The sequence below is a fragment of the Streptomyces sp. NRRL S-244 genome, assembly GCF_000717915.1.
Lineage (GTDB): Bacteria > Actinomycetota > Actinomycetes > Streptomycetales > Streptomycetaceae > Streptomyces.
In genome coordinates, this window is the sequence record NZ_JOCX01000015.1 from 169,847 (window position 1) to 193,914 (window position 24,068).

Annotated in this window: 20 protein-coding genes and 1 pseudogene; 12 read left to right on the forward strand and 9 right to left on the reverse strand. The window is 71.9% G+C overall.

The window, feature by feature from the left end:
* The first annotated feature begins 90 nt into the window (after positions 1-90).
* On the forward strand, positions 91-1,035 hold the full coding sequence (locus IF02_RS0120340; protein WP_199809253.1) for a LysR family transcriptional regulator: 945 nt from the start codon (positions 91-93) through the stop codon (positions 1,033-1,035).
* 37 nt (positions 1,036-1,072) lie between these two features.
* On the opposite strand, the gene IF02_RS0120345 is transcribed toward IF02_RS0120340, so the two are convergent.
* Both IF02_RS0120345 and IF02_RS0120350 read right to left on the reverse strand, forming a co-directional pair.
* Complete coding sequence (locus tag IF02_RS0120345; protein WP_051696404.1) at positions 1,073-2,494, reverse strand: DUF2252 domain-containing protein; 1,422 nt, start codon at positions 2,492-2,494, stop codon at positions 1,073-1,075.
* 161 nt (positions 2,495-2,655) lie between these two features.
* Positions 2,656-3,570, reverse strand: coding sequence for a YhjD/YihY/BrkB family envelope integrity protein (locus tag IF02_RS0120350; RefSeq protein ID WP_078622207.1), 915 nt, complete (start codon positions 3,568-3,570; stop codon positions 2,656-2,658).
* A 242-nt stretch (positions 3,571-3,812) separates the two neighbouring features.
* On the opposite strand from IF02_RS0120350, the gene IF02_RS0120355 reads away from it, so the two are divergent.
* Entirely contained in the window at positions 3,813-5,135 is a 1,323-nt protein-coding gene (locus IF02_RS0120355; RefSeq protein WP_051696386.1) for a chloride channel protein, read from the forward strand.
* Here the strand turns inward: IF02_RS0120355 and IF02_RS0120360 are convergent.
* The 6 genes from IF02_RS0120360 to IF02_RS0120385 form a co-directional block, all read right to left on the reverse strand.
* Positions 5,129-5,464, reverse strand: coding sequence for a winged helix-turn-helix domain-containing protein (locus IF02_RS0120360; RefSeq protein ID WP_030158962.1), 336 nt, complete (start codon positions 5,462-5,464; stop codon positions 5,129-5,131). The genes IF02_RS0120355 and IF02_RS0120360 overlap by 7 nt on opposite strands.
* Positions 5,461-5,880, reverse strand: coding sequence for a hypothetical protein (locus tag IF02_RS33220; RefSeq protein WP_158708522.1), 420 nt, complete (start codon positions 5,878-5,880; stop codon positions 5,461-5,463). The genes IF02_RS0120360 and IF02_RS33220 overlap by 4 nt, the downstream gene beginning before the upstream one ends.
* Before the next feature lie 97 nt (positions 5,881-5,977).
* A complete protein-coding gene (locus IF02_RS0120370; RefSeq protein ID WP_030158964.1) occupies positions 5,978-6,766 on the reverse strand; it encodes a GNAT family N-acetyltransferase in 789 nt (262 codons plus the stop codon).
* A gap of 186 nt (positions 6,767-6,952) precedes the next feature.
* Entirely contained in the window at positions 6,953-8,788 is a 1,836-nt protein-coding gene (gene kdpB, locus IF02_RS0120375) for a potassium-transporting ATPase subunit KdpB (protein WP_078622222.1), read from the reverse strand.
* Positions 8,789-8,829: 41 nt separating this feature from the next.
* Positions 8,830-10,752 (reverse strand): APC family permease, encoded by a 1,923-nt coding sequence (locus tag IF02_RS0120380; RefSeq protein ID WP_051696388.1) that lies wholly within the window; start codon positions 10,750-10,752, stop codon positions 8,830-8,832.
* Positions 10,753-10,859: 107 nt separating this feature from the next.
* The gene (locus IF02_RS0120385; RefSeq protein WP_234318275.1) at positions 10,860-13,391 is read right to left on the reverse strand and encodes a sensor histidine kinase; all 2,532 of its coding nucleotides are present in this window, start codon (positions 13,389-13,391) and stop codon (positions 10,860-10,862) included.
* A gap of 118 nt (positions 13,392-13,509) precedes the next feature.
* Here IF02_RS0120385 and IF02_RS0120390 point away from each other — a divergent pair, with 118 nt between their 5' ends.
* Positions 13,510-14,304, forward strand: a complete 795-nt coding sequence (locus tag IF02_RS0120390) for an aminotransferase class IV (protein WP_030158968.1) — start codon at positions 13,510-13,512, stop codon at positions 14,302-14,304.
* A 20-nt stretch (positions 14,305-14,324) separates the two neighbouring features.
* Here IF02_RS0120390 and IF02_RS0120395 read toward each other — a convergent pair whose 3' ends face one another.
* Positions 14,325-14,840, reverse strand: a complete 516-nt coding sequence (locus IF02_RS0120395; RefSeq protein ID WP_030158969.1) for a hypothetical protein — start codon at positions 14,838-14,840, stop codon at positions 14,325-14,327.
* A 217-nt stretch (positions 14,841-15,057) separates the two neighbouring features.
* Between IF02_RS0120395 and kdpF (IF02_RS33875) the strand changes: the two genes are divergently transcribed.
* From kdpF (IF02_RS33875) to IF02_RS0120440, 9 genes and pseudogenes are all read left to right on the forward strand, one after another.
* Complete coding sequence (gene kdpF / locus IF02_RS33875; protein ID WP_037836698.1) at positions 15,058-15,147, forward strand: K(+)-transporting ATPase subunit F; 90 nt, start codon at positions 15,058-15,060, stop codon at positions 15,145-15,147.
* Positions 15,148-15,228: 81 nt separating this feature from the next.
* Entirely contained in the window at positions 15,229-15,990 is a 762-nt protein-coding gene (locus IF02_RS0120405; RefSeq protein WP_030158970.1) for a DUF4118 domain-containing protein, read from the forward strand.
* 105 nt (positions 15,991-16,095) lie between these two features.
* Entirely contained in the window at positions 16,096-16,239 is a 144-nt protein-coding gene (locus tag IF02_RS34855; RefSeq protein ID WP_158708523.1) for a hypothetical protein, read from the forward strand.
* On the forward strand, positions 16,236-16,325 hold the full coding sequence (gene kdpF, locus IF02_RS33880) for a K(+)-transporting ATPase subunit F (protein WP_037836701.1): 90 nt from the start codon (positions 16,236-16,238) through the stop codon (positions 16,323-16,325). The genes IF02_RS34855 and kdpF (IF02_RS33880) overlap by 4 nt, the downstream gene beginning before the upstream one ends.
* Positions 16,326-16,333: 8 nt before the next feature.
* Positions 16,334-17,998: a potassium-transporting ATPase subunit KdpA gene (gene kdpA, locus IF02_RS0120420; RefSeq protein WP_030158971.1), complete on the forward strand. Its 1,665-nt coding sequence runs from the start codon at positions 16,334-16,336 to the stop codon at positions 17,996-17,998.
* Positions 17,995-19,838 (forward strand): annotated as a pseudogene (gene kdpB, locus IF02_RS32545) (potassium-transporting ATPase subunit KdpB). The gene kdpA and the pseudogene kdpB (IF02_RS32545) overlap by 4 nt, the downstream one beginning before the upstream one ends.
* Positions 19,839-19,841: 3 nt before the next feature.
* Positions 19,842-20,519 (forward strand): potassium-transporting ATPase subunit C, encoded by a 678-nt coding sequence (locus IF02_RS0120430; RefSeq protein WP_030158972.1) that lies wholly within the window; start codon positions 19,842-19,844, stop codon positions 20,517-20,519.
* Positions 20,520-20,619: 100 nt separating this feature from the next.
* Positions 20,620-21,303, forward strand: coding sequence for a response regulator (locus IF02_RS0120435; protein WP_030158973.1), 684 nt, complete (start codon positions 20,620-20,622; stop codon positions 21,301-21,303).
* 69 nt (positions 21,304-21,372) lie between these two features.
* A complete protein-coding gene (locus tag IF02_RS0120440) occupies positions 21,373-23,919 on the forward strand; it encodes a sensor histidine kinase (RefSeq protein ID WP_030158974.1) in 2,547 nt (848 codons plus the stop codon).
* Positions 23,920-24,068 lie beyond the last annotated feature (149 nt).

Consider the following 24,068-nt stretch of genomic DNA (forward strand, 5'->3'; position numbering starts at 1 on the left):
TGTCGGCTTGGTACGCCCTTCATCGTGCGGACGCCAACGGCATTGCCACAATGGGAACTTCAGCATCCAATCATTGCCTGGAACGGAATAATGCCGGTGAGCAGCCCAGACCCGAACCTCGACGCCAATCTCGCCGTCGCCCTCGACGCCCTTCTGACCGAGCAGAGCGTCACCCGTGCCGCCGCGCGGCTGCACACCTCCCCCGCGGCGATGAGCCGCACCCTGGCCCGGCTGCGCCGGGTGCTCCAGGATCCGCTGCTGGTGCGGGCAGGCCAGGCGATGGTGCCCACACCCCGCGCCGAGGCGCTGCGGGACGAGGCCGCCGCGGTGGTGCGCCGGCTGGAGGCACTGCTCACCCCGAGCGGCGGTATCGACCCCGCCGCGCTGCGGCGCACCTTCACCGTCCAGGCCTCGGACCTGGTCGGCGCGGCGCTGGCGCCGGGTCTGCTCGGGCTGGCCCGGCGCCGGGCGCCGGGGGTCTCGCTGCGGGTGCTGGCCGAGGAGTGGGAGGCGGGCCCCGCACTGCGCGAGGGCCGGATCGATCTGGAGATCGGGGCCATCGACCACACCGACCCGGAGACCCGGGTCGAGGAGCTGGTCACGGTGCGGATGGCGGCCGGCGTCAGGGCCGGGCACCCGCTCGCCGAAGGAACCCTGACGCCCGCCAGGCTGGCCGCGGCCGAGCACGTGGCGGTCAGCCGCCGGGGACGCTTCACCGGCCCGCTGGACGCGGCCTTGGCCGGGCAAGGGCTCAGCCGGCGGGTCAGCGCCGTCCTGCCCGGGCATCTGGCGGCGATGGCACTGGCGGCGGCCGGCGACGCGGTCTGCCTGGTGCCGACCGCGCTGCCGGGCGAGCCCCCTTCACCACTCGGCGACGCGGCGCACGCGCTGGGACTGCGCCTGCTGGACATCCCGCTGCCGCTGCCTCCACTGACGATCGGCATGGCCTGGCACCCGCGCCACACCACCGACGGGGCCCATCAGTGGCTGCGTGGCGCCGCGCGCCGGGTACTGCGTCCGGCCCGGGAGGAATAGCCCCCGGTGCGGGTCCGCGCACACCCGGGCGCCGGGCTCACGCCGATTCCGCCGCCACCCGGCCGGAGGCCACCGCCTCCACCAGCGCCCGGTGGTCGCGCTCGTTGAGGTCGGCATAGGCCTCCGCGAACCGGGCCAGCGCCCGGTCGAAGACGTCTCCGCTGCCCAGGTAGGCGGCGATGGCGATCCGGTCCCCGGACCGGGCGTGCGCCCGGGCCAGCGTGGTGCCGCACACCTCGCCGAACGTGCGCATGCCGCGCGGCACCATGAGCGCCGGCTCGACGCTGCCCTTCCAGTCCCGCAACTGCCTTACATAGAAGTCCCGTTCACGGCCGTCGATCCCCGTCAGCCGGTGCCAGCCCAGGAAGATGTCACTGGCCGCCTGCATCAGGCGCTGCCCGGCCACCACCCGTTCGCCCTGCATGGCGTACTCGCCGGGGCCGGCGTACGGGGCGAGGACCGACTCCCCCGCCTCCTTGGCCTGGAGGATCAGCGGGTCGCCGCCGTCCCGCCCCAGGAGCAGGATGATCCAGCACCGGGTGCCCACGCTGCCGACGCCCACCACCTTGCGCGCCATGTCGACGACGGTGAACTGCCGCAGCAGGTGCAGCCGGTCCGACGGAAGGGTCTGCCCGTAGCTCTCGACCAGGTCGCGGATCTGCTCCTCCAGCGTGCTGCGCTCCTCGTCCGGCAGCAGCTCCGAGAGGGGTGTGACCAGCGGCGGGAGCGACCTGAACCGGCTTTGCCCGGCGACCACTTCGGTGAGCTTTCCGGCGGCCTGGAGGCTGTCGCGCCCGCGCGCCTTCGCCAGTACCTCGGCCAGCTTCCGGCGGCCGCGCGAGCGCAGTTCGGCCGCAGCCAGCGTACGGAGCTGTTCCGCGTCGACCCGCGAGTACCAGACGTCGAGGTGGCTCATGACGGCGTAGCGGCGCATCTGCTCGCGGTAGGACCTGGCGGTGGACCGGACGATCTCGGTGCGCTCGCGATCGGTGAAGCCGTTCTCCCGCCCGGCGATGGCCAGGCTCACGGCCAGCCGCTTGACGTCCCATTCCCACGGGCCGGGCAGTGTCTCGTCGAAGTCGTTGATGTCGAACAGCAGATTGCGCTCCGGGGAGCCGAGGAGCCCGTAGTTCAGCATGTGGGCATCGCCGCACAGTTGGACCCGCAGTCCCGAGTCCGGCGTGTGGGCCAGGTCTGCCGTCATGACGGCGGCGGCACCGCGGTAGAAGCGGAACGGCGACTCCACCATCCGCCCGTACCGGATCGGCACCAGTTCCGCCACCCGGCCGGCCGACTGCCCTTCGAGTACGTCCACCGGATCCTGGCGGTGTGCGGGCGGCTCGAACTCCCCGTGGCCGGATCGGGGTGCCTTGCGGCGGGCGGCCCGGCCGCGTACGGCCCGTTCCTCGACGGACAGCCGCCGAAAGTCGCCCTCCGCCCTTGTGGCACGCATTGCCATCGCCATGCACCTCCAGGCCACGTCACTCGGGCCCCTGCTGCCCAGCATGGCACTCCCGGCAGTGCGCCGCCGTCCGCACGAAGCGGCCCCCTGGAGACGCTCGGCCCCGCTCAGCCGTGCTCGGCCCAGCCGGCTCGGCCCTGTCAGCCCTGTCAGCCCTGTCAGTCCTGCTCGGCTCCCGGCCGGTTCGGAGTCGGACTGCCAAGCCGCCGGGCGAGGAACGGCTCCTGCGCGAGGACGGCCCCCGTGGTGATGCCGATGGCGACGGCCACGCACACCACGATCAGCCAGGACAGCAGCACGAAGACGGAGCCGGCCGAACCGAATTGGTCCAGTGTCCGGTTGAGGGCCCTCGGCATGTAGAAGCGCGCGGTGATCGAAAGGGCGGTGACGCCAACGGCGGTGATCACCGCTCCCGGCAGCAGGGCGAGCCAGCCGACCAGCCCGCCCAGCAGCAGGTGCTGGGTCCACCACCACACCAGCGTCTGGAAGACGAGCGTGAGCGGAATGCCCAGCCAGAGCCCGAGGCCGAACCCTTCGCGAATGGGGCCCTGCACGGCCAGCAGGCAGATCCAGCCGGCGATCCAGACGAGCCAGCGCCAGATCGCGATCCGCGCCCCCGTACGCGGGATCTCCCACGCCCGCTTGCACAGCCGCTGCATGGCGCGGCTGACGGCGGTCGCGGACAGCAGCACCATCAGGGCGCCCACCAGGCCCACCGCATTCTGGAATTCCCCGTCGGAGCCGGCGAAGATTTCGTTCAGCTGCTCGCTCGCCGCGCCGTTGAGCCCGAACACCGCGCGCACCGATGCGGCCAGTTGCTCCCGTACGGCCTCCGGGGCGAACGAGGCGAAGACGAAGAGCAGCGGCACGGCGGTCAGGAAACACTGCGCGGCGAGCCGCGTCGCGGAGTCGAAGATGTCGACCGCCAGCATGCGCTCGGCGGCGTTGGTGACCACCGGGAAGCGGGACTCGGCCCGGTGCTTGAGCCGCCGGGCCGTCGCCGTCGCGGCGCGCCACCGGGTCCGCCACCACGAGGGGTGCGGGGCACTGCGCGCGTTCCTGCCGGAGGGCATCAGTACACCGACAGCACCGGCGGGGTGGTCGTCGTCATCGGGGGGTCTCCTCGGGGAAGGGCCTCGCCTTCATTCTGGTTCATTCTGGCCCCGCCGACCTGGCGCGTCGCGGCGATCGGCCGGGCCGTCGGACAGGCGACGTGTTCCGGGGTGCGCGAAGGTGCGGGCGTACGGACGCGGTGCTGCAATGGGCTCTAGGCCGCACGCACGGGTGAGGACGGGGGACGGGAAGGAACGGCTCCATGACGCAGCCGGCGGAAGCCGCGAAGCTCGGCGAGCTGCTCCGGGCACCGGGGTACCTCAAGACGCTGCTGTTCTGCGGGCTCGTCGGCATCCCGGTCTCGCTGGCCGCCTTCTGGTTCCTCGCCGGACTCCAAGAACTGGAACGCCTGGTGTGGGTGGACCTCCCGCACGCCGCCGGATTCGACTCACCGCCGTGGTGGTGGCCGCTTCCGTTGCTGCTGATCTCCGGCATCTGCGTCGGGCTGATCGTCACCCACTTCCCCGGGGCCGGCGGGCACGTCCCCGCCTCCGGTCTGCACCCGGGCGCTTCCAGCCCCGCAGTCCTGCCGGGGGTGCTCCTCGCGGCCGTGTTCAGCCTCCCGCTCGGCGCCACGCTCGGCCCGGAGGCCCCGCTCATCGCGCTGGGCGGCGGACTCGCGGTCGCGCTCCGGCACCTCACGGGAACCCCGGAGACACCGGCGAGCACCGCACTGCTGGGCGCGGCCGGATCGGCAGCGGCGATCGCCGCCATCTTCGGCAATCCGCTGATCGCCGCCGTGCTGCTGATGGAGATCGCGGGCGTGGGCGGGCCCCGGCTGTTCGCCGTGATGCTGCCGGCGCTGCTGTCGAGCGGCATCGGCTCGCTCGTGTTCACCGGGTTCGGCCGCTGGACCGGTCTGTCGACCGGCAACCTGAAGCTGGACCCGGGCGTGGAGTTCCCCCGGCTGGACATCGGTGACGTGGTCTGGTCGATCCTCATGGCCGTGGTCATCGCCTGCGCCGTGCACCTGATCCAGCACGGGGGCCGGCTGACCGCCATCCGCGTCGCCGGACGGCCGCTGCTCGTCACGACCCTCTGCGCGCTCGCCGCCGGGGTCTGCGCGGCCGCGTACGCATTGGGCACCGGCCTCAATCCCGCGGACGTGGCCTCCTCGGGCCAGGGCACGATGGGCCGGCTGGTCGGGGATCCGCACGCCTGGGGCGTGGGCGCGCTGATCGCCGTCCTGCTCTGCAAGGGCGCCGCGTTCTCCCTGTGCCTGGGCAGCCTGCGCGGCGGCCCCATCTTCCCGTCGCTGTTCCTCGGCGCGGCGGCGGGCGTCCTCTGCTCGCCCCTGCCCGGACTGGGCGTCGGCGCGGGGCTGGCGGCCGGCATGGCCGCCGCCACCGTGAGCGCGCTGCGGCTTCCGGTCAGCACCGTGCTGCTGGTGGTCCTGGTCCTGGGAAGCACCGCGATGATGCCGGTGGCGATCCTCTCCACGGTCGTGGCCTTCGTCACGACCGAACTCCTCCCTCCGGGCCCCCCGATCCCCCCGGTCGGCCGCACCCCCCGGCCCGCTCAGTGACCCCAGTCGCCGGCGATCGCCCGCAGGGCCGCGAGGTGGCGCCGGTACGCGGCGCGGCCCTCCGCCGTCACGGCGATCCAGGTACGCGGACGCCGGCCCACCCTCCCCTTGTGGACCTCGACGTATCCGGCGTCCTCCAGAGCGGCCACCTGCTTGGAGAGCAGCGAGTCGGTGACCTCCACGAGGTCGCGCACGAAGCCGAACTCCGCCTTGTCCAGCGGCATCAGGGCCGCCATGACCGAGATCCGGACGGGTGCGTTGAGCAGCGGATCGAGCCCGTGCCGCGGGTGGGAACCGGCGTGGAGTCCGCCTCCGGGGTCCGCCGTCACGAGGACCGCCGCTGTTCGAGACCGGCCCCGACGGCAAGCGGCAGCGCACAGGCGAGCGCGCCGACTGCGGTGAACGGCACGCTGTCGGCGAAGAGGGTGCTGCCCAGCGCCACCGTCCCGGCGAAGACCAGGCCCCACGTCGCCACGATGACCCCGTGCCTGGCACCGAACCCGCGCCGCACCACCGGCTGCCGGGCGGCGTACGCACTCAGCCCCCCGACCAGCACCACCTGGGCGACCGCCAGGGTGGAGGCCGCCGCGAACCCGTGCCACAGCAGCGCCGCCGGCACCAGGAGCAGCTGGCTCCCTCCGAACACCGCAAGGTAGCGCGCGTACCACCCGCTCCGCCGCCGTGCGGCCTTCTCCAGCGCTGCCGCCTTGCCCAAAGCCCCGACGGCGTTTCCCGACGTACCCACAGCAGGTCCCCCTCAACTCCGATGCCCATCAGCTACTTTCCAGAATGATCTCTACTTTCCATTTTGGCAAATAACGGGTGGGGGCGGTCCGGTACGGCTACGCGGGGGCGGGGGTCGGGTGGGCCGGGGAGGGGGTGCGGGGGCCCCGGGTGGCGTAGTGGACGTACTCGTGCTCCAGGCGGAAGCCGGCCCGCCAGGCCAGGAGGCGGCTGGGCCGGTTGTCGCGGGCGCAGGACCAGGTCGGGATCCGGCCGCGGGCCGCGATGTCCTCGCACAGGGCGCTCACGCAGGCGAGTCCCAGGTGCCGGCGGCGGTGCCCGGGATCGGCCAGCACCGCGACGTCCTCGTACCGGCTGCCCGCGAAGTACGTGCACGCCACCGCCAGCAGTTCGCGCCGCTGGAAGGCGCCCCACGCGGCGCCCGAACCGGCCAGGCCCTGCGGGCCGCCCCAGGTCCCGTGGATCCACGACGCCTGCGGCCCGAGCCCCGCCAGCGCCTGCGCGTCGCCCGCGAGGAGGCGCCGTACGGTCACCCCGCGCGGCGGACGGGCCGGCAGGGCGGGGGCCCGGCGGACGTACATCATCCGCTCCCAGGGGGTGACTCCCTCCAACGCCGTGCGCAGCGACGGCACGAACCCGGCCGGAGCGTGCACGTAGTGCGTTGCCAGCGGGTCCAGTTCCCCTGCGGCGAGGCCCCGCGGGTCGCCGCGCAGCAGCGCGTGGTCCCCGCAGGAGACCGCCAGGACCCGGGGGTTGCGGGGGCGGTCGCACCACCATCGGCCGTTCCCCGTTCTCAGCACGTGCTCGGCGAGCGCGCCGATGCCCGGGGATCCGGCGGGGAACCACGGGGCGAGGGACGGGAGGAGGGAAGGGTGCAGCTCGATCACGGGCCACCTCTGGGGCGGAAGGGAGGAGGCCGGGGCGGCCGGACGGGGGCCGCCCCGGCAGCGGATCAGGCGGCGCGCGGACGCGCAGGCCGATGTCCGTGGACTCATCCAACCTGAGCCGGAGCCAGCGCCTCAAGGCCTCTTACGGGTCCCTGATCCGGCGTTGACGCAACTCGTCCACGCAGCTCATCCGAGCCCGGGGACCGCGGAGACCACCAGGTCGATGAGCTTGATGCCGACGAACGGCAGGACGAGGCCGCCCAGCCCGTACACGGCCAGGTTGCGGCGCAGCAAGTCGTGCGCGGACGCGGGCCGGTAGCGGACGCCGCGCAACGCCAGCGGGATCAGCGCCACGATGATCAGGGCGTTGAAGATGATCGCCGAGGTGATCGCGGAGGTCGGACTCCGCAGGCCCATGACGTTCAGGGCCCCGAGCCCGGGGTAGGCCGACGCGAACATGGCGGGGATGATCGCGAAGTACTTCGCGACGTCGTTGGTGATGGAGAAGGTGGTGAGCGCGCCCCGCGTGATGAGGAGTTGCTTGCCCACTTCGACGATCTCGATGAGCTTGGTGGGGTTGGAGTCCAGGTCCACCATGTTCCCGGCCTCCTTCGCGGCCGAGGTGCCCGTGTTCATCGCCACGCCGACGTCCGCCTGGGCGAGGGCCGGCGCGTCGTTCGTACCGTCACCGGTCATCGCGACCAGCTTGCCGGGCCCCTCCCAGTCGTGGACGGCGACCAGCAGCGGCGTACCGCCCGACCGGGACACCTGCGCGGCCCGGTCGGCGGTCTCGGCCGGTACGCTGCCGCCCCGCATCGCCACCCAGTCGCAGACCTCCTGCACGGCCCCCTTGCGGATCGCGCAGCCGTTGCCGCCCGCCCAGCTCAGGTTGATGCCGCTCATCCGGGTCTTGGCGCTGAAGTGGACGAAGCGCGGATTGCTCAGCTCGTGTTCCGCGGGGGCCTTCAGGCCGTACCGCTCGGCGAGGGCGACGACGGAGCGGCCCTCGGGGGTGTCGTCGGCGAGGGAGGACAGCTGCGCGGCGTCGGCGAGCTTGCCGTGGTCGATGCCGGGCAGCGGGACGAAGCGTTCGGCTTCGCGGTTGCCGGTGGTGATGGTGCCGGTCTTGTCGAGGAGCAGGGTGTTCACGTCGCCCGCCGCTTCCACCGCCCGGCCGCTCATGGCCAGGACGTTGCGCTGGACGAGCCGGTCCATGCCGGCGATGCCGATCGCCGACAGCAGTGCCCCGATGGTGGTGGGGATCAGGGTGACCAGCAGGGCGACCAGGACGGCCGTGGCCTGGTCGGCGTGCGCGTACCCGGCCATCGGCTGGAGGGTGATCACGACCAGGATGAAGATCACGGTCAGGGCGGCCAGCAGGATGTTGAGGGCGATCTCGTTCGGGGTCTTCTGCCGGGCCGCGCCTTCGACCAGGGCGATCATGCGGTCCAGGAAGCTGTGTCCCGGGCGCGAGGTGACCCGTACGACGATCGAGTCGGACAGGACGGTGGTACCGCCCGTGACCCCGGAGCGGTCGCCGCCCGACTCGCGCAGTACGGGCGCCGATTCGCCGGTGACGGCCGACTCGTCGACCATGGCGGCGCCGTCCACGACGTCCCCGTCGGCCGGGACCGTCTCGCCCGCCTCGACCAGGACGAAGTCGAAGGGCTGGAGTTCGGCCGGGGTGACGGCCTCGGCCGGCGCGTGGCGCAGGTTCGTCCCGTACGTCCAGTGCTGGAGCCGCAGCGCCACCGTGTCCGTACGGGCCTTGCGCAGCGACTCGGCCTGGGCGCGGCCGCGGCCTTCGGCGACGGCTTCGGCGAGGTTCGCGAAGAGCACCGTCAGCCAGAGCCAGACGCTGATGACCCAGGTGAAGACCGACGGGTGCAGCAGCGCCGACAGCGTGGTCAGCACGGAGCCGACGGCGACGACGAACAGCACGGGTTTGCGGACGAGTTCGCGCGGGTGGAGCTTGCGGACGGCCTCGCGTGCGGAAGCGGCGAGCTGCTCGGGCTCCAGCATGCCGGCGGGGCCGGGGCGTTGGTGCTTGCGGGAGGGCTGGGTCACCGGGGCCGACGCCCGTTGTCGGTGACGCCGGCGGTGGTGACGGTGACGTCGGTGATGCGGAACCGCAGTCGGCAGATCACCGCGTCCGTGTCGCGGCGCACCGCGTGGGCCACGACCGAGCCGCGCTGGTTCTGCAGCAGCCGCTGCCACAGGTGCGCGGGCTCGGTCTCCGGGATCAGTACGGTGACCTGCGCGTCCGGGTTGGTCGCGGTGAGTTCGCGTACGTAGCCGGAGACGGGGCGGCCCAGTGCCCGGGTCGGCGAGGTGACCTCGACGAGCTCGACTCCCGGGTTCCACAGCTCCCAGTCTCGGCGCAGGGCCTCGGCCGCCTGCCGGTCCTCGGACGCGCAGTGGGTGACCGTGACGGCGAGGACCTCGTCGCCCAGCGAGCGGGCGGCGGTCAGCGCCTGACGGGTCAGCTTCGACAGTCCGGAGACGGGTACGACGACCAGCGAGCGGGAGCGTGTCGGGGACTGCGGTATCCGGCCGAGCTCCAGGCGCTCCCCGATCTGCGCGTACGTCCGCTGGATCTTCTCGAAGCCGAGGACGAGCAGCGGCAGGGCGAGGACGATGATCCAGGCGCCCTCGGTGAACTTGGTGGCGGTCACGACGACGGCCGCCACACCGGTGAGGACCGCGCCGAAGCCGTTGAGGGCCGCCTTGTTGCGCCAGCCCGCCGGGCGTTCCCCGTACCAGTGCCGGACCATCCCGACCTGGCAGATCGTGAAGCCGACGAACACGCCGATCGCGAAGAGCGGGACGAGGGTGTTGGTGTTGCCGCCGGAGAAGGCCAGCAGGGCCGCGGAGACGGCGGCCAGGGCGAGCACGCCGTGGCGGTGGACCTGGCGGTCGGCCTTGAGCGAGAAGAGGTGGGGCAGGTGGTTGTCGCGGGCCAGCAGGCTCATCAGGACGGGCAGTCCGCCGAAGGAGGTGTTCGCGGCGAGCGCCAGCAGCACCATCGTGGCGAACTGGACCACGTAGAAGGCGAGGTTGTGCCCGAAGGAGGCGTCGGCGAGCTGGGCGAGGACGGTGACGCCCTCGACCGGCTGGAGGTGGAAGCGGCCGATCAGGATGGACAGGCCGATCAGCATGACGCCGAGCAGGGCGCCGAGCGCGACCTCGGTGTGCTGCGCGCGCCGCGCGGCCGGGGCGCGGAAGGACGGCACGGCGTTGGCGACGGCCTCGACACCGGTCAGGGCCGAACAGCCGGCCGCGAAGGCCTTCAGCAGGAGCAGGGCGCCGACCGCCCCCGAACTGTGTTGCAGTGCGCCCTCGCCGAGCGCGGAGGCGTGCCCCGCCGCGGACGCCGTGCTGACGGGCCCGTCCCGGAAGAGACCGACGGTGATCATGGCGAGGATCGAGCCGACGAACACCGCGGTCGGCACCAGGAAGGCCTTCGCCGAGTCGACCACGCCGCGCAGGTTCACGCCCGTGACCAGCACCAGGACGGCCAGGCAGATCCAGACCCGCTCGCCGTACAGCTCCGGGAACGCCGAGGTCAGCGCGGCGACTCCGGCCGTGACCGACACGGCGACGTTCAGCACGTAGTCCAGGATCAGCGAGGCCGCGGCCACCAGGCTCGTACGCCGCCCGAGGTGCCGCTTGGCCACGGCGTACGAGCCGCCGCCGTCCGGGAACGCCGCGATCACCTGCCGGTACGAGGCCACCAGGACCGCCAGCAGCACGGCGATCGCCACGGTGACCGGGAGCGTGAACCCCATCCCGTACGCGCCGGCCGCCGCGAGCACCAGCACGATGGACTCCGGCCCGTAGGCGACGGACGCCATGGCGTCCAGCGAGAGCGCGGCAAGCCCCTGGAGCGCGGTGAGCTTGTGCCGGTCGCCGGCCCCGGTATCGGGGGGCTCCTCCGCGCCGGGGACCCTGGTCGCCGTCTCCGTCTTACCTGTGTGCATGGCCATGTTGTTGCCGGTCCCTCCGATTGAGCAAAGACGAGGGACAGCGTCTGGGCGGGAATGCGTCATCGCCAGCCGTCTTGGCGACATCCATACGTCCGCCGCCCCACTCTTCACGCACTCCTGACGACAGCGGACACGTCGGCGGCGGGGAGGGCGAGGACCATGGTCAGACCGCCGCCGGGGGTGTCTTCCGGTGTGAGCGTTCCGGCCATCGACTCGGTGAGGCCGCGAGACAGGGCGAGGCCGAGCCCGACGCCGGTGGTGTTGTCGGTGTCCCCCAGCCGCTGGAACGGAACGAAGGCCTTCTCGCGGTCGGCGGCGGGCAGCCCGGGCCCGCGGTCGACGATCCGGAACTCGACGCGGTCGGCGAGCGCGCTGGCCGTCAGCAGCACCGAGGTCCCCTCGGGGGCGTGGCGGGCGGCGTTGCCGAGCAGGTTCGCGATCACCCGCTCCAGCAGCGGCGGGTCGGCGAGCACGGCGGGAACCGTCTCCAGCCCCCGGGTCTCGACGGCGGGCGCATCGGGCGGCAGGGCTTCCAGGGCGGCCGGCAGCACCTCCTCCAGCACGGTGGGGCGCAGGCTCAGGGTCAGCGCCCCGGCCTGGAGGCGGCTCATGTCGAGCAGGTTCTCGATCAGCCGGTTGAGGCGGGCCATCGACTCGTCGGCGGTGGCGAGGAGTTCGGCCCGGTCCTCCTCGCTGAACTCCACGTCGCTGCTGCGCAGGGAGCTGATGGCGGCCCAGCCTCCGGCGAGCGGCGTGCGCAGGTCGTGGCTGACCGCGGCGAGCAGCGCCGTACGCATCCGGTCCGCGGCCCTGACGGGTTCCACCTCGGCGGCCGCCTCGGCCAGCCGGGCCCGCTCCACCGCGGCGGTCACGTGAGCGGCGAAGGCGGTGAGGACGCGGCGCTCGGAGGACGGCAGCGTACGGCCGCGCAGGACCAGCCTGGCGTCCTGCCCGACCGGCACCCCCGTCTCGGGAACGCCTGTGCGCGGAGGGGGCGTTGACGCCTCGGCCACCGGTGCGTCCAGCAGCTCGACGGAGTCCATGCCGAAGGTCTCCCTCGCCCGTTCCAGGAGCGCGGGAACCGTCTGGTCGCCGCGGACGATCGAGCCGGCGAGCGAGGAGAGCGTCTCCGCTTCGGCCGTCGCCCGCGCCGAGCGGCGCGAGAGGCGCAGTGACCGGTCCACCACGGCCGCCACCGTCCCGGCGACCACCGCGAACACCACCGTGGCCAGCACGCTGTCGAGGGTCGAGGTGAACGCGCCGACGGGCGGGATGAACCAGTAGTTCAGCAGCAGCGAGGCGGTGACGGACGCGACGACGGCGGAGACCACCCCGCCCACGCAGGCCACGCCGACGACGGCGAGCAGGAAGAGCAGGGCCTCGCTGGTGAGGTTGAGGCTGCCGCGCGTGTGGTCGAGGAGGAAGGTGAGCGCGATGGGCAGGACGAGGCCCAGCACCGGCCCCGCGATGAGGCGCGACGTCGGCAGGGTGCGCCGGCGGGACGGCAGCAGGCGCCCGCTGCCCGCCCGTTCGTGGGTGACCATGTGGACGTCGATGTCTTCGGAGTGCCCGACGACCGTCTCCCCGATACCGCGCCCGGTGAGGAAGCGTTCGAGGCGGTTGCGGCTGCTGGTGCCGAGGACCAGCTGGGTGGCGTTCTCGGCGCGGGCGAACTCCAACAGCGCGGTCGGGACGTCGTCTCCGACGACGCAGTGGTAGCTGCCTCCGAGGCTCTCGACGAGGGCCCGCTGCCCGGCCAGCGCGGCGGACGAGGCGCCCGCGGCGAGGCCGTCGCTGCGGGCGACGTGCACGGCGAGCAGGTCGCCGCCGGCCGACCGGGCGGCGATCCGGGCGGCCCGGCGGATGAGCGTCGCCCCCTCCGGGCCGCCGGTGAGCGCGACCACGACCCGCTCCCGGGTCTCCCACACCCCGCCTATGCCGTGCTCCGAGCGGTACTTCTGCAGGGCCTCGTCGACCCGGCCCGCCACCCACAGCAGCGCGAGCTCCCGCAGGGCGGTCAGGTTCCCGACGCGGAAGTAGTGGGCGAGCGCCGCGTCGACCTGTTCCGCCGGGTACAGATCCCCGTGGGCCATCCGGCGCCGCAGCGCCTCGACGGGCAGGTCGACGAGTTCGAGCTCGTCGGCGCGGCGCACCGCGTCGTCGGGCACGGTCTCGTACTGCGGCACCCCGGTGATCTTCTCGACCACGTCGCCGAGGGACTCCAGGTGCGCGATGTTCACGGTGGTGATCACATCGATCCCGGCGGCGAGCAGCTCCTCGATGTCCTGCCGGCGGGCGGAATTGCGGCCGCCGGGAGCATTGGTGTGCGGGAGCTCGTCGACCAGCGCCACGTCGGGCCGCCGGGCGAGTACCGCGTCCAGGTCCAGCTCCTCCCCCGGGGCGCGCGGCAGGAGTTCGAGGCCGGCGAGCTTCTCCTGCGTACGACGGCGCCCGCGGCAGTCGACGTACGCGACCACCACATCGGTGCCGCGCTCGGCCCGGCGCCGGCCCTCGTCGAGCATCCGGCAGGTCTTGCCCACCCCCGGTGCCGCGCCGAGCAGGACCTTCAACCGCCCGCGCCGGACTTCCGCCGCCACCACCGAACCCGCCTCCTCGTTCCCGACGCGCGCGTAGGACACGACACCGCCAGGTCATCATCGGGCGAGTGCGGTGCCCGACGGGGTCCGGCCCGGGGACCTTGACGCGGTTCTGTCGCGGCCGTCCGGTGCGCGGGCCCGCGACGTGCAGACTGCGGGTATGGCAACGCTGAACGGATCCCCCGCCTCCCCCGCGGCCCTACAGGCCCTCGCACTGACCAATTACGGGCATTTCACCACCATGAAGGTCGAGGACGGCGGGGTGCGGGGGCTGGCCCTGCACCTCGCCCGGCTGGTCGCGGACTGCCGTGCGGTGTTCGGGGCGGAGCTGGATCCCGCGTGGGTGCGGGAGTGCGTACGCAGGGAGGCCGGCGGCGGGCGGGCCGGGGCGGTCATGGTGCGGGTCACGGTCTTCGACCCCGGGCTGGACCTGACGGCCCCCGACCGGGCGGGGCGGCCGGGCGTACTGGTGACGACCCGGCCCGCCGCGGGCGGCGCCGGCCGCCCGCTGCCGGCGCTGCGCGTGCAGCGACTCCCCTTCCACCGCGACACGCCGTCCGTGAAGCACGTGGCGCTGTTCGGGCAGCTGCGGCTGCGGCGGGCGGCACGGCTCGCCGGGTTCGACGACGTGCTGTTCTCCGGTGCGGACGGGCTGGTCTCCGAGGGCTGTACGTGGAACATCGGCTTCGTGGACGAGGCAGGGGCCGTGGTCTGGCCCGATGCCGAGGTGCTTCCGGGGACGACGATGCGGCTGCTCCGGGCCGCCGGGGCCGGGCACGTCACGGCTCCGGTGACGGATGCCCGGCTGCGCTCGATGCGGGCGGCGTTCGCCACGAGCACCGGCCTCGGCGTACGGGCGCTGGCGGCGGTCGACGACATCGTCTTCCGCGCCGACGACCCGGTGATCGGCGCACTGCGGGAGTCCTACGCGGCCGTACCGCTGGACCGCCTGTAGGCCGTCGGCGGTGCGGCCGGTCAGCAGTGGTCCATCTCGGAGATCTGGAAGACCGTACGCACGGTCTGGCGGTCGATGAGGCGCGCGAGCCGCCGGAGCGGGTCCGAACCATCCGTCACGGTGCCGAGGGACAGGCTCACCTTGACGCTCTGGTCGAACAGGTGCCACAGGGCCGGGTTCGCCGCGAAGACCCGCGGATCGACCTCCAGCCGGTTGCCGTCGAGGTCCCTCAGGACCAGTCGCTGCGCGACGCCGTCGTGCCAGGCGACCGAGACGAGCCGGTCGGTGCGGACCCGGCGGTGGTGGAGCAGTCCCCGGGTCGTGAGCATGCCCGGGGTGGCGCGGACGCGGGTGGGCCACAGGACGGCGAGCAGTGCGAGGCCGAGGGCCGTCCAGAGCAGGACGCGCTGCCAGTGGGTGCAGCCGGCCGCGGCATCGACGGCGAGGAGCAGTCCCGGGAGCAGCACGGCGATGCCGGCTGCGGCCCGGGCGTCTGACGCCCAATTGCGGTCCTCCGCGAGTTTCGGTCCAGGCATGCGGTCCATGGAACGGCCCCGGGCGGGCCCCGGCCCGCTGTGCTGACGCTCTTCTGACACCGGAACCGGAAACCCTGACGTCCTTCTGATGCGCAGGGGTGGAACTCCATATGAAACGCATCAAAAGGCCGTTCCCGTCCGATACACCGGCGGGCCGCGCGGGCACTGTGGAGGTGGCGGGACACCGCCCCCACCAGGAGAATCGGAGACATGGTCCATGGACGCTGAGAACGTCGTCGGGCTGATCATCGCCCTCGCTCTGCTCGGCTACCTCATTGCGGCCCTGATCAAGCCCGAGAGGTTCTGACAGGGGTTCCGACAAGGGTTCCGACCGACCCGACCCGACCCACCCGAATCGGGACCAGCGCGTCCGGACGGGAGGCACCACATGTCCGGGTATCGACTCCACGACAGCCTCGCCCTGATCGCGGCCCTCGTGGTCCCCTTCCTCGTGGCGCTCGCGCTCGTGCCCTTCCGTACGGATCTCTCGGCGACGAACTCCGCCCTGATCCTGGTCGTCGCCGTGGTCGCGGTCGCCGCGCTCGGCACCCGCGTGGCCGGGGCCCTCGCCGCGCTGTCGGCCGCGGCCTGGTTCGACTTCTTCCTGACCCAGCCGTACGGTCGCTTCACGATCACCGACGGTGACGACGCCCAGACGGCCGTCCTCCTCCTGGTCGTCGGCCTGATCGTCTCCCAGCTGGCCGTCCGCGCACGCCGCCTCCAGGGCGCCGTGACCACCGATGCCTCGCACCTGTCCCAGCTGGAGGGCACGGTCCGGCTCGCCGAGGGCGGGAGCTCCCCCGAGGCCGTCGTCGAGCACGTGCGCCATGAGCTCATCGGCCTGCTGAACCTGCGCGGCTGCCGCTTCGAGTACGGGTCCCTCATCGGTCACCTGCCCCGGCTGGAGCACGACGGGGCCTTGTGGCTCGGCCTCGACACCGGGGAGACCGAGGCCACGTACTGGCCCGACCGGTGGCCGGAAGGCGAGACCGAGCTGCGCGCCAACGGCGGCGGGCACTACTACGGCCGCTTCCTCCTCGACCCGGTCCCGGGCCCGCTGCCCTCGGAGCAGGCCCGGCTCGTCGCCGTCGCCCTCGCCGCGCAGGCCGGCGCCGCCCTGGACTCGGCCGGGCTGGCCCACGGCGGCTGAGCCTCGCCGCTGCCGAAGCGGTTCTGCGTCAGGGTGGCATCAAGAGATCCGGCCTGCCCGTATGGAGCCCGTCAAGAGGTCTTAACGCACGCCTGAGCTCGCGGTTTGCTCTACATCGGCCGTCTTGGCCGAAATCCATTTCATCACTTCATCCAGGAGCTCACGATGGCCGATCTGGCCTTCGTCGTCACCACGGTCGCGGTTTTCGCACTGGTGGCTCTCATCGCCCGAGGGGTGGCCAAGCTGTGACCGCCGAGAACATCGTCGGCCTGCTCGTGGCCGTCTCCCTGCTGGGATACCTCGTCCTCGCCCTCGTGTACCCGGAGAGGTTCTGAGCACTGATATGAGCCCCGTAACCGCTGGTGTGCTGCAGCTGCTCGCGCTCGTCGCCGCGCTCGCCCTCGCATACCGCCCGCTCGGCGACTACATGGCCCGCGTCTACTCCTCCGAGAAGCACTACCGCCCGGAGAAGTGGATCTACAAGGCCATCGGCGCCAACCCCTCGGCCGAGATGCGCTGGCCCGCGTACCTGCGCGGCGTCCTGGCCTTCTCCGCAGTGAGCGTCCTCTTCCTCTACGCCCTGCAGCGACTGCAGGGCAGCCTGCCCGGCTCGCTCGGCTTCGTGTCGATCGACCCCGACCAGGCGTTCAACACCGCCGCGTCCTTCGTGGCGAACACCAACTGGCAGTCGTACTACGGCGAGCAGGCCATGGGCCACGTCGTGCAGACCGGCGGCCTCGCGGTGCAGAACTTCGTCTCGGCCGCGGTCGGCATGGCCGTCGCCGTGGCCCTCGTACGGGGCTTCGCCCGCTCGCGCACCGGCGAACTCGGCAACTTCTGGTCCGACCTGGTGCGCGGCACCGTCCGGATCCTGCTGCCCATCTCCGTGATCGGCGCGCTGGTCCTGGTCGCCTGCGGTGTCATCCAGAACTTCGCCGGCATCCACGAGGTCGGTCAGTTCATGGGCGGCTCGCAGCAGTGGAACGGCGGGGCGGTGGCCTCCCAGGAGGTCATCAAGGAGCTGGGCACCAACGGCGGCGGCTACTTCAATGCCAACTCCGCCCACCCGTTCGAGAACCCCACCCCGTTCTCGAACCTCTTCGAGATCTTCCTGATCCTGGTGATCCCGTTCGCGCTGACCCGGACCTTCGGCCGCATGGTCGGCAACCTGCGCCAGGGCTACGCGATCCTCGCGACGATGGCCACGATCTGGCTCGGGTTCACCGCGCTGATGATGTGGAGCGAGTTCGCCCACCACGGACCGGCCTTCGACATCGCCGGCGGGGCGATGGAGGGCAAGGAGGCCCGCTTCGGCATCGGCGGCTCGTCCATCTTCGCCGTCGCGACCACCCTGACCTCGACCGGCGCGGTCAACTCCTTCCACTCCTCGTACACCGGCTTCGGCGGCGGCATCGCGATGCTGGGCATGCAGCTCGGCGAGATCGCGCCCGGCGGCGTCGGTTCCGGCCTGTACGGCATGCTGATCATGGCGATCATCGCGGTGTTCATCGCGGGTCTGATGGTCGGCCGCACCCCGGAGTACCTGGGCAAGAAGATCGGCACCCGCCAGATCAAGCTGGCCGCCTGCTACATCCTCATCACCCCGGCGCTGGTGCTCTGCTTCACCGCCGCCGCGATGGCGCTCCCGACGCCCGGCAACTCGATGGCCAACCCGGGTGCGCACGGCTTCTCCGAGATCCTCTACGCCTACACCTCCGGCGCCAACAACAACGGCTCCGCGTTCGCCGGCCTCAACGCCGACACGCAGTGGTTCAACAGCACCATCGGCATCGCCATGCTGCTGGGCCGCTTCCTGCCGATCGTCTTCGTCCTCGCGCTGGCCGGCTCGCTCGCCGAGCAGCAGCCCGTACCGGAGACGGCGGGCACGCTGCGCACCGACAAGCCGCTCTACGCGGGCCTGCTCGTCGGCACGATCATCATCATCACCGGTCTGACCTATTTCCCCGCCCTCGCGCTGGGTCCGCTCGCTGAAGGGCTCGCCTCATGAGCACCATCACCCCCACCCGTGCGCCGCACGAAGACCTGCCCACCGGACACAAGACCCCGGCGGGGCGCGTCGGCGGCGGTCTGTTCGACCCCAAGGCGCTGCTCAAGTCCTTCCCCGACGCGGTGAAGAAGCTCGACCCGCGCGTCATGGTCAAGTCACCGGTCATGTTCGTGGTCCTCGTGGGGTCGGTCGTCACGACCGTCCTGGCGATCAAGGACCCGACGGACTGGTTCGGCTGGGCGATCACCGCCTGGCTGTGGCTGACCACCATCTTCGCCAACCTCGCGGAGGCCGTGGCCGAGGGCCGCGGCAAGGCCCAGGCCGACACCCTGCGCAAAGCGAAGACGGACACCGTCGCCCGCCGTCTGACCGACTCCGGCGAGGAGCAGGTCCCGGGCACGGGGCTCCGTATCGGCGACCTCGTGGTCTGCGAGGCCGGCGACATCATCCCCGGCGACGGTGACGTCGTCGAGGGCGTCGCCTCGGTCGACGAATCGGCCATCACCGGTGAATCGGCCCCCGTCATCCGCGAGTCGGGCGGTGACCGCAGCGCGGTGACCGGCGGTACGAAGGTCCTCTCGGACCGGATCGTCGTCAAGATCACGACGAAGCCCGGCGAGACCTTCATCGACCGCATGATCGCGCTCGTCGAGGGCGCGGCCCGGCAGAAGACGCCCAACGAGATCGCCCTCAACATCCTCCTCGCCTCGCTCACCATCGTCTTCCTGCTCGCCGTCGTGACCCTGCAGCCGTTCGCGATCTACGCGGACGCCAAGCAGTCGATGATCGTGCTGACCGCCCTGCTGGTCTGCCTGATCCCGACCACCATCGGGGCGCTGCTCTCGGCCATCGGCATCGCCGGCATGGACCGGCTCGTCCAGCGCAACGTCCTGGCCATGTCGGGCCGTGCGGTCGAGGCCGCCGGTGACGTGTCCACCCTGCTGCTCGACAAGACGGGCACGATCACCCTGGGCAACCGCCAGGCCGCCGAGTTCGTCCCGGTCAAGGGCACGACGGAGGCCGAACTGGCCGACGCCGCCCAGCTGTCGTCGCTGGCCGACGAGACCCCCGAGGGCCGCTCGATCGTGGTCCTCGCGAAGGAGAAGTACGGGCTGCGCGAACGCCACCAGGGCGAGCTCGCCCAGGCCGAGTGGATCGCCTTCACCGCCCAGACCCGCATGTCGGGTGTGGACGTCGACGGCAAGAAGACCCGCAAGGGCGCCGCAGGTTCGGTCATCGCATGGGTGACGGAGCAGGGCGGCCAGGTCGCCGACGACGCGGACCTCCTCGCCAACAAGATCTCCGAGGCCGGCGGCACCCCGCTCCTCGTGGCGGTCGAGGACGAGAAGGGTGCCCGGATCCTCGGTGTCATCCACCTCAAGGACGTCGTCAAGGAGGGCATGCGCGAGCGGTTCGACGAACTGCGCCGCATGGGCATCAAGACGATCATGATCACGGGCGACAACCCGCTGACGGCCAAGGCCATCGCGCAGGAGGCCGGCGTCGACGACTTCCTGGCCGAGGCCACCCCCGAGGACAAGATGGCCCTCATCAAGCGGGAGCAGGCGGGCGGCAAGCTGGTCGCGATGACCGGTGACGGTACGAACGACGCGCCGGCCCTCGCCCAGACTCGGCGATCCTGTCCGCGGTCATCTTCAACGCGCTGATCATCATCGCGCTGGTGCCGCTCGCCCTGAAGGGCGTGCAGTACAAGCCCACCAGCGCCGACAAGATGCTCCGCCGCAATCTGGGGATCTACGGACTCGGCGGCCTCGTCGCCCCGTTCATCGGCATCAAGATCATCGACATGCTCATCACCCTCATCCCCGGAATCGGCTGAGCCATGAACAACTCCGTAGGCAACACCGCCCGCCTGCTCGGCGCCGGACTGCGCGCCCTCCTCGTCCTGACCGTCATCTGCGGCGTGCTCTACCCGCTCGCCGTCACGGGCATCGCCCAGGTCGCCTTCGGCGACAAGGCAAACGGTTCCGAGATCAAGGACAAGAGCGGGCAGGTCGTCGGATCGTCCCTCATCGGCCAGACCTACAACCTCCCGAAGAACGACCCGAACGACGCCGAAGAGGCCGCGAAGCCGGACCTGAAGTGGTTCCAGCCGCGCCCCTCCAACGGCCTCGGCTCCAACAGCGTCAACCAGCAGTACTCCCTGATCCTCTCCGGCGCCACCAACAAGGCGGGCGACAACCCGGATCTGGTCAAGCTGGTGACCGACGCCAAGGACGCCGTGATCGCGGACAACTCCACGGCAACGTACAAGGTCAGGCCCTCGGACGTGCCGGCCGACGCCGTCACCTCCTCCGGTTCCGGCCTCGACCCGAACATCTCCCCGGAGTACGCGAAGATCCAGGTCCACCGGGTCGCGGAACAGAACGGCCTCGACGTCAAGCAGGTCGAGAAGCTGGTGGAGGACAACACCACCGGCCGCACCCTCGGCTTCATGGGCGAGCCCCGCGTCAACGTCCTGGAGCTGAACACCGCGCTCAAGGCACTGACCAAGAGCTGATGGCCGTCCTGCTCACTCGGACGGGAATCCGGTGGGGCGCGGAAGCTCCGCGCCCCACCGGTTCCTTATCCGCCCGCAACGAAGAAAGGCTGTACACCCCATGACCCGGGTGCTCGTGGTGGAGGACGATCCGCAGCTGGTACGTGCCTTGAAGATCAATCTCCAGGCGCGCAAGTTCGAGGTGGCGGAGGCCGGTGACGGCCGCGCGGCCATCCGCCTCGCCGCCGACCGCAAACCGGACGTCATCCTCCTGGACCTCGGCCTGCCGGACATGGACGGCGTGGACGTGATCAAGAGCGTCCGCGGCTGGAGCCGGGTGCCGATCCTCGTACTGTCCGCGCGCCACACCTCCGAGGAGAAGATCCGCGCCCTGGACGCCGGCGCGGACGACTACGTGACCAAGCCGTTCAGCATGGACGAGCTGCTGGCCCGGCTGCGGGCCGCCACCCGGCGGCAGGAGGACCCCGCCTCCCCCGCCGCCCCTTCCGGGATCACGACCGACGAGTTCAGCGTCGACCTCGCGGCCCGGAAGGTGGTGCGCGGCGAGCGCACGGTCCGTCTGACGCCCACCGAATGGCATCTGCTGGAACTGCTGATCGCCCATCCCGGTCATCTCGTCTCCCAGCGCAGGCTGTTGCTGGAGGTGTGGGGACCGACGTACGCCGAGCACACCAACTACCTGCGCGTGTACATGGCCCAGTTGCGGCGCAAACTGGAAGCGGACCCGTCCCACCCCCGGTACCTGATCACCGAGCCGGGCATGGGCTACCGCTTCGAACCCTGACGGACCTGACAGACACAGCACAGCACAGCACAGCACAGCACATCGAGTGGAACGAGAAGTCGGCACCAGATGAGACGCGGAAAGCTCCGGATCTACCTCGGCTCGGCGCCGGGCGTCGGCAAGACGTACGCCATGCTGTCCGAGGCACACCGCAGGATCGAGCGCGGCACCGACTGCGTCGTCGGCTTCGTCGAGCACCACGGCCGGCCGCGTACGGAGGTGATGCTGCACGGCCTGGACATGACTCCGCGACGCGAGATCGCGTACCGCGACAGCACGTTCACGGAGATGGACGTGGACGCCCTGCTGGCGCGCAGGCCCGCGGTCGCGCTCGTGGACGAGCTCGCGCACACCAACGTCCCCGGCTCGCGCAACGCGAAACGCTGGCAGGACGTCGAGGAGCTGCTGCAAGCGGGCATCGACGTCGTCACCACGGTCAACATCCAGCACCTGGAGTCGCTCGGCGACGTGGTGGAGACGATCACCGGCGTCCGCCAGCGCGAGACCGTTCCCGATGAGGTCGTCCGGCGCGCGGACCAGATCGAGCTCGTCGACATGTCCCCGCAGGCCCTGCGCCGACGGATGGCGCACGGGAACATCTACAAGCCCGACCGTGTCGACGCCGCCCTGTCGAACTACTTCCGGCCCGGAAACCTCACCGCGCTGCGCGAGCTGGCGCTGCTGTGGGTCGCCGACCGGGTCGACGAGTACCTCCAGGAGTACCGGGGCGAGCACAACATCCGCTCCACCTGGCAGGCCCGCGAACGCATCGTCGTGGGCCTCACCGGCGGGCCGGAGGGGCGCACCCTGATCCGGCGCGCCGCCCGGCTCGCCGAGAAGGGCGCCGGAGGCGAGGTCCTCGCCGTCTACATCGCGGCCAGCGACGGCCTCTCCTCGGCCTCCCCCAAGGAACTGGCCGCCCAGCGTACGCTGGTGGAGGACCTGGGCGGGACCTTCCACCACGTCATAGGCGACGATGTCGCGCACGCCCTGCTGGAGTTCGCGCGGGGCGTCAACGCCACGCAGATCGTGCTGGGCGTCAGCCGCCGGCGGCCCTGGCAGTACGTGTTCGGGCCCGGGGTCAGCGCCACGGTGGCCGTGGAGTCGGGCCCCGACCTCGACGTGCACCTGGTCACGCACGACGCCGCGGCCCGGGGGCGGCGCAGCCTGCCGGTCGCGCGCGGCGCCCGGCTGGGCCGCTCGCGCCTCATCTGGGGCTGGCTGACCGGCCTCGTCGGCCCGGCGCTGCTGACGCTGCTGCTGCACGCGGTCGTGCCCGAGCTCGGGCTCGCGAACGACATGCTGCTGTTCCTGACGTTCACCGTGGCCGCCGCGCTGCTCGGCGGGCTGCTCCCGGCCCTCGCGTCGGCCGCGTTCGGCTCCCTGCTGCTGAACTACTTCTTCACGCCGCCGCTGTACCGGCTCACGATCTCCGACCCGCGCAACATCGTCGCCATCTCGATCTTCGTCGGCGTGGCCGTGTCGGTGGCCTCCGTCGTCGACCTGGCCGCGCGCCGCACCCACCAGGCGGCCCGGCTGCGCGCCGAGTCCGAGATCCTGTCCTTCCTCGCCGGCAGCATCCTGCGCGGCGAGGACTCGCTCGAGGCCCTGCTGGAGCGGCTGCGCGAGACGTTCTCCATGCGGTCCGTGGCCCTGCTGGAACGCGCCGACGAGGTCGAGCCGTGGACCACGGCCGCCACCGTCGGCACCGATCCGGTCCGCCGTCCCGAGGACGCCGACGTGGACATGCCGATCGGGGAGAACATGGCCCTGGCCCTGGCCGGGCGGGTCCTGCCGGCCGAGGACCGCCGCGTCCTCGGTGCCTTCGCCGCGCAGGCGGCCGTCGTGCTCGACCGCCAGCGCCTGGTCGACGAAGCGGGCAAGGCCCGTGAACTCGCCGAGGGAAACCGGATCCGTACGGCCCTGCTGGCGGCCGTCAGCCACGATCTGCGCACCCCGCTCGCCGGGATCAAGGCGTCCGTCACCTCGCTCCGTTCCGACGACGTCGAATGGTCCGAGGAGGACAAGGGCGAGCTGCTGGAGGGCATCGAGGAGGGCGCCGACCGGCTCGCCGCGCTGATCGGCAATCTCCTGGACATGTCCCGCCTGAACACGGGCTCCGTCGTTCCGCTGATCCGGGAGACCGACCTCGACGAGGTCGTCCCGATGGCTCTGGGCGGCGTACCCGACGGCAGTGTCGAGCTGGACATCCCGGAGACCCTGCCCATGGTCGCCGTCGACCGCGGGCTGCTCGAACGGGTCGTGGCCAACGTCGTCGAGAACGCGGTCAAGTACAGCCCGGACGGCCGGCCCGTCCACGTGTCCGCCAGTTCGCTGCTCGACCGGGTCGAGCTGCGGGTCGTGGACCGCGGACCGGGAGTTCCCGACGAGGCCAAGGACCGGATCTTCGAACCCTTCCAGCGGCACGGGGACGCCCCGCGCGGCGCCGGGGTCGGCCTCGGGCTCGCGGTCGCCCGCGGTTTCACGGAGGCGATCGGCGGCACGCTGAGCGCCGAGGACACCCCGGGCGGCGGGCTCACCATGGTCCTCACCCTGCCGACGGCCGGGGACGCTCCCGCTGCCGCGGCGGAGCTGCCGGCGTCGGTGGTCACGTAAGGGCGACCGGGAGGCGGTGTGGCCGGCGTACGACGCGCACGCGCCGGCCGCTCGGCACCCCTGGCTCGTCAACGCCATCAGCACGCACTTCGTGTACGGGGACGCGATGGCCCGCCGGCAGACCACGTAGGCCGCCCGGCCCGCGGCAC

What these genes read in the sequence shown, in the direction of transcription:
- IF02_RS0120340 (WP_199809253.1), top strand. Translation starts at nt 91, where the DNA reads ATGCCGGTGAGCAGCCCAGACCCGAACCTCGACGCCAATCTCGCCGTC.
- IF02_RS0120345 (WP_051696404.1), bottom strand. Translation starts at nt 2,494, where the DNA reads ATGGCAATGCGTGCCACAAGGGCGGAGGGCGACTTTCGGCGGCTGTCC.
- IF02_RS0120350 (WP_078622207.1), bottom strand. Translation starts at nt 3,570, where the DNA reads ATGCCCTCCGGCAGGAACGCGCGCAGTGCCCCGCACCCCTCGTGGTGG.
- IF02_RS0120355 (WP_051696386.1), top strand. Translation starts at nt 3,813, where the DNA reads ATGACGCAGCCGGCGGAAGCCGCGAAGCTCGGCGAGCTGCTCCGGGCA.
- kdpB (WP_078622222.1), bottom strand. Translation starts at nt 8,788, where the DNA reads ATGCTGGAGCCCGAGCAGCTCGCCGCTTCCGCACGCGAGGCCGTCCGC.
- IF02_RS0120380 (WP_051696388.1), bottom strand. Translation starts at nt 10,752, where the DNA reads ATGGCCATGCACACAGGTAAGACGGAGACGGCGACCAGGGTCCCCGGC.
- IF02_RS0120390 (WP_030158968.1), top strand. Translation starts at nt 13,510, where the DNA reads ATGGCAACGCTGAACGGATCCCCCGCCTCCCCCGCGGCCCTACAGGCC.
- IF02_RS0120395 (WP_030158969.1), bottom strand. Translation starts at nt 14,840, where the DNA reads ATGCCTGGACCGAAACTCGCGGAGGACCGCAATTGGGCGTCAGACGCC.
- kdpF (WP_037836698.1), top strand. Translation starts at nt 15,058, where the DNA reads ATGGACGCTGAGAACGTCGTCGGGCTGATCATCGCCCTCGCTCTGCTC.
- IF02_RS0120405 (WP_030158970.1), top strand. Translation starts at nt 15,229, where the DNA reads ATGTCCGGGTATCGACTCCACGACAGCCTCGCCCTGATCGCGGCCCTC.
- kdpA (WP_030158971.1), top strand. Translation starts at nt 16,334, where the DNA reads ATGAGCCCCGTAACCGCTGGTGTGCTGCAGCTGCTCGCGCTCGTCGCC.
- IF02_RS0120430 (WP_030158972.1), top strand. Translation starts at nt 19,842, where the DNA reads ATGAACAACTCCGTAGGCAACACCGCCCGCCTGCTCGGCGCCGGACTG.
- IF02_RS0120435 (WP_030158973.1), top strand. Translation starts at nt 20,620, where the DNA reads ATGACCCGGGTGCTCGTGGTGGAGGACGATCCGCAGCTGGTACGTGCC.
- IF02_RS0120440 (WP_030158974.1), top strand. Translation starts at nt 21,373, where the DNA reads ATGAGACGCGGAAAGCTCCGGATCTACCTCGGCTCGGCGCCGGGCGTC.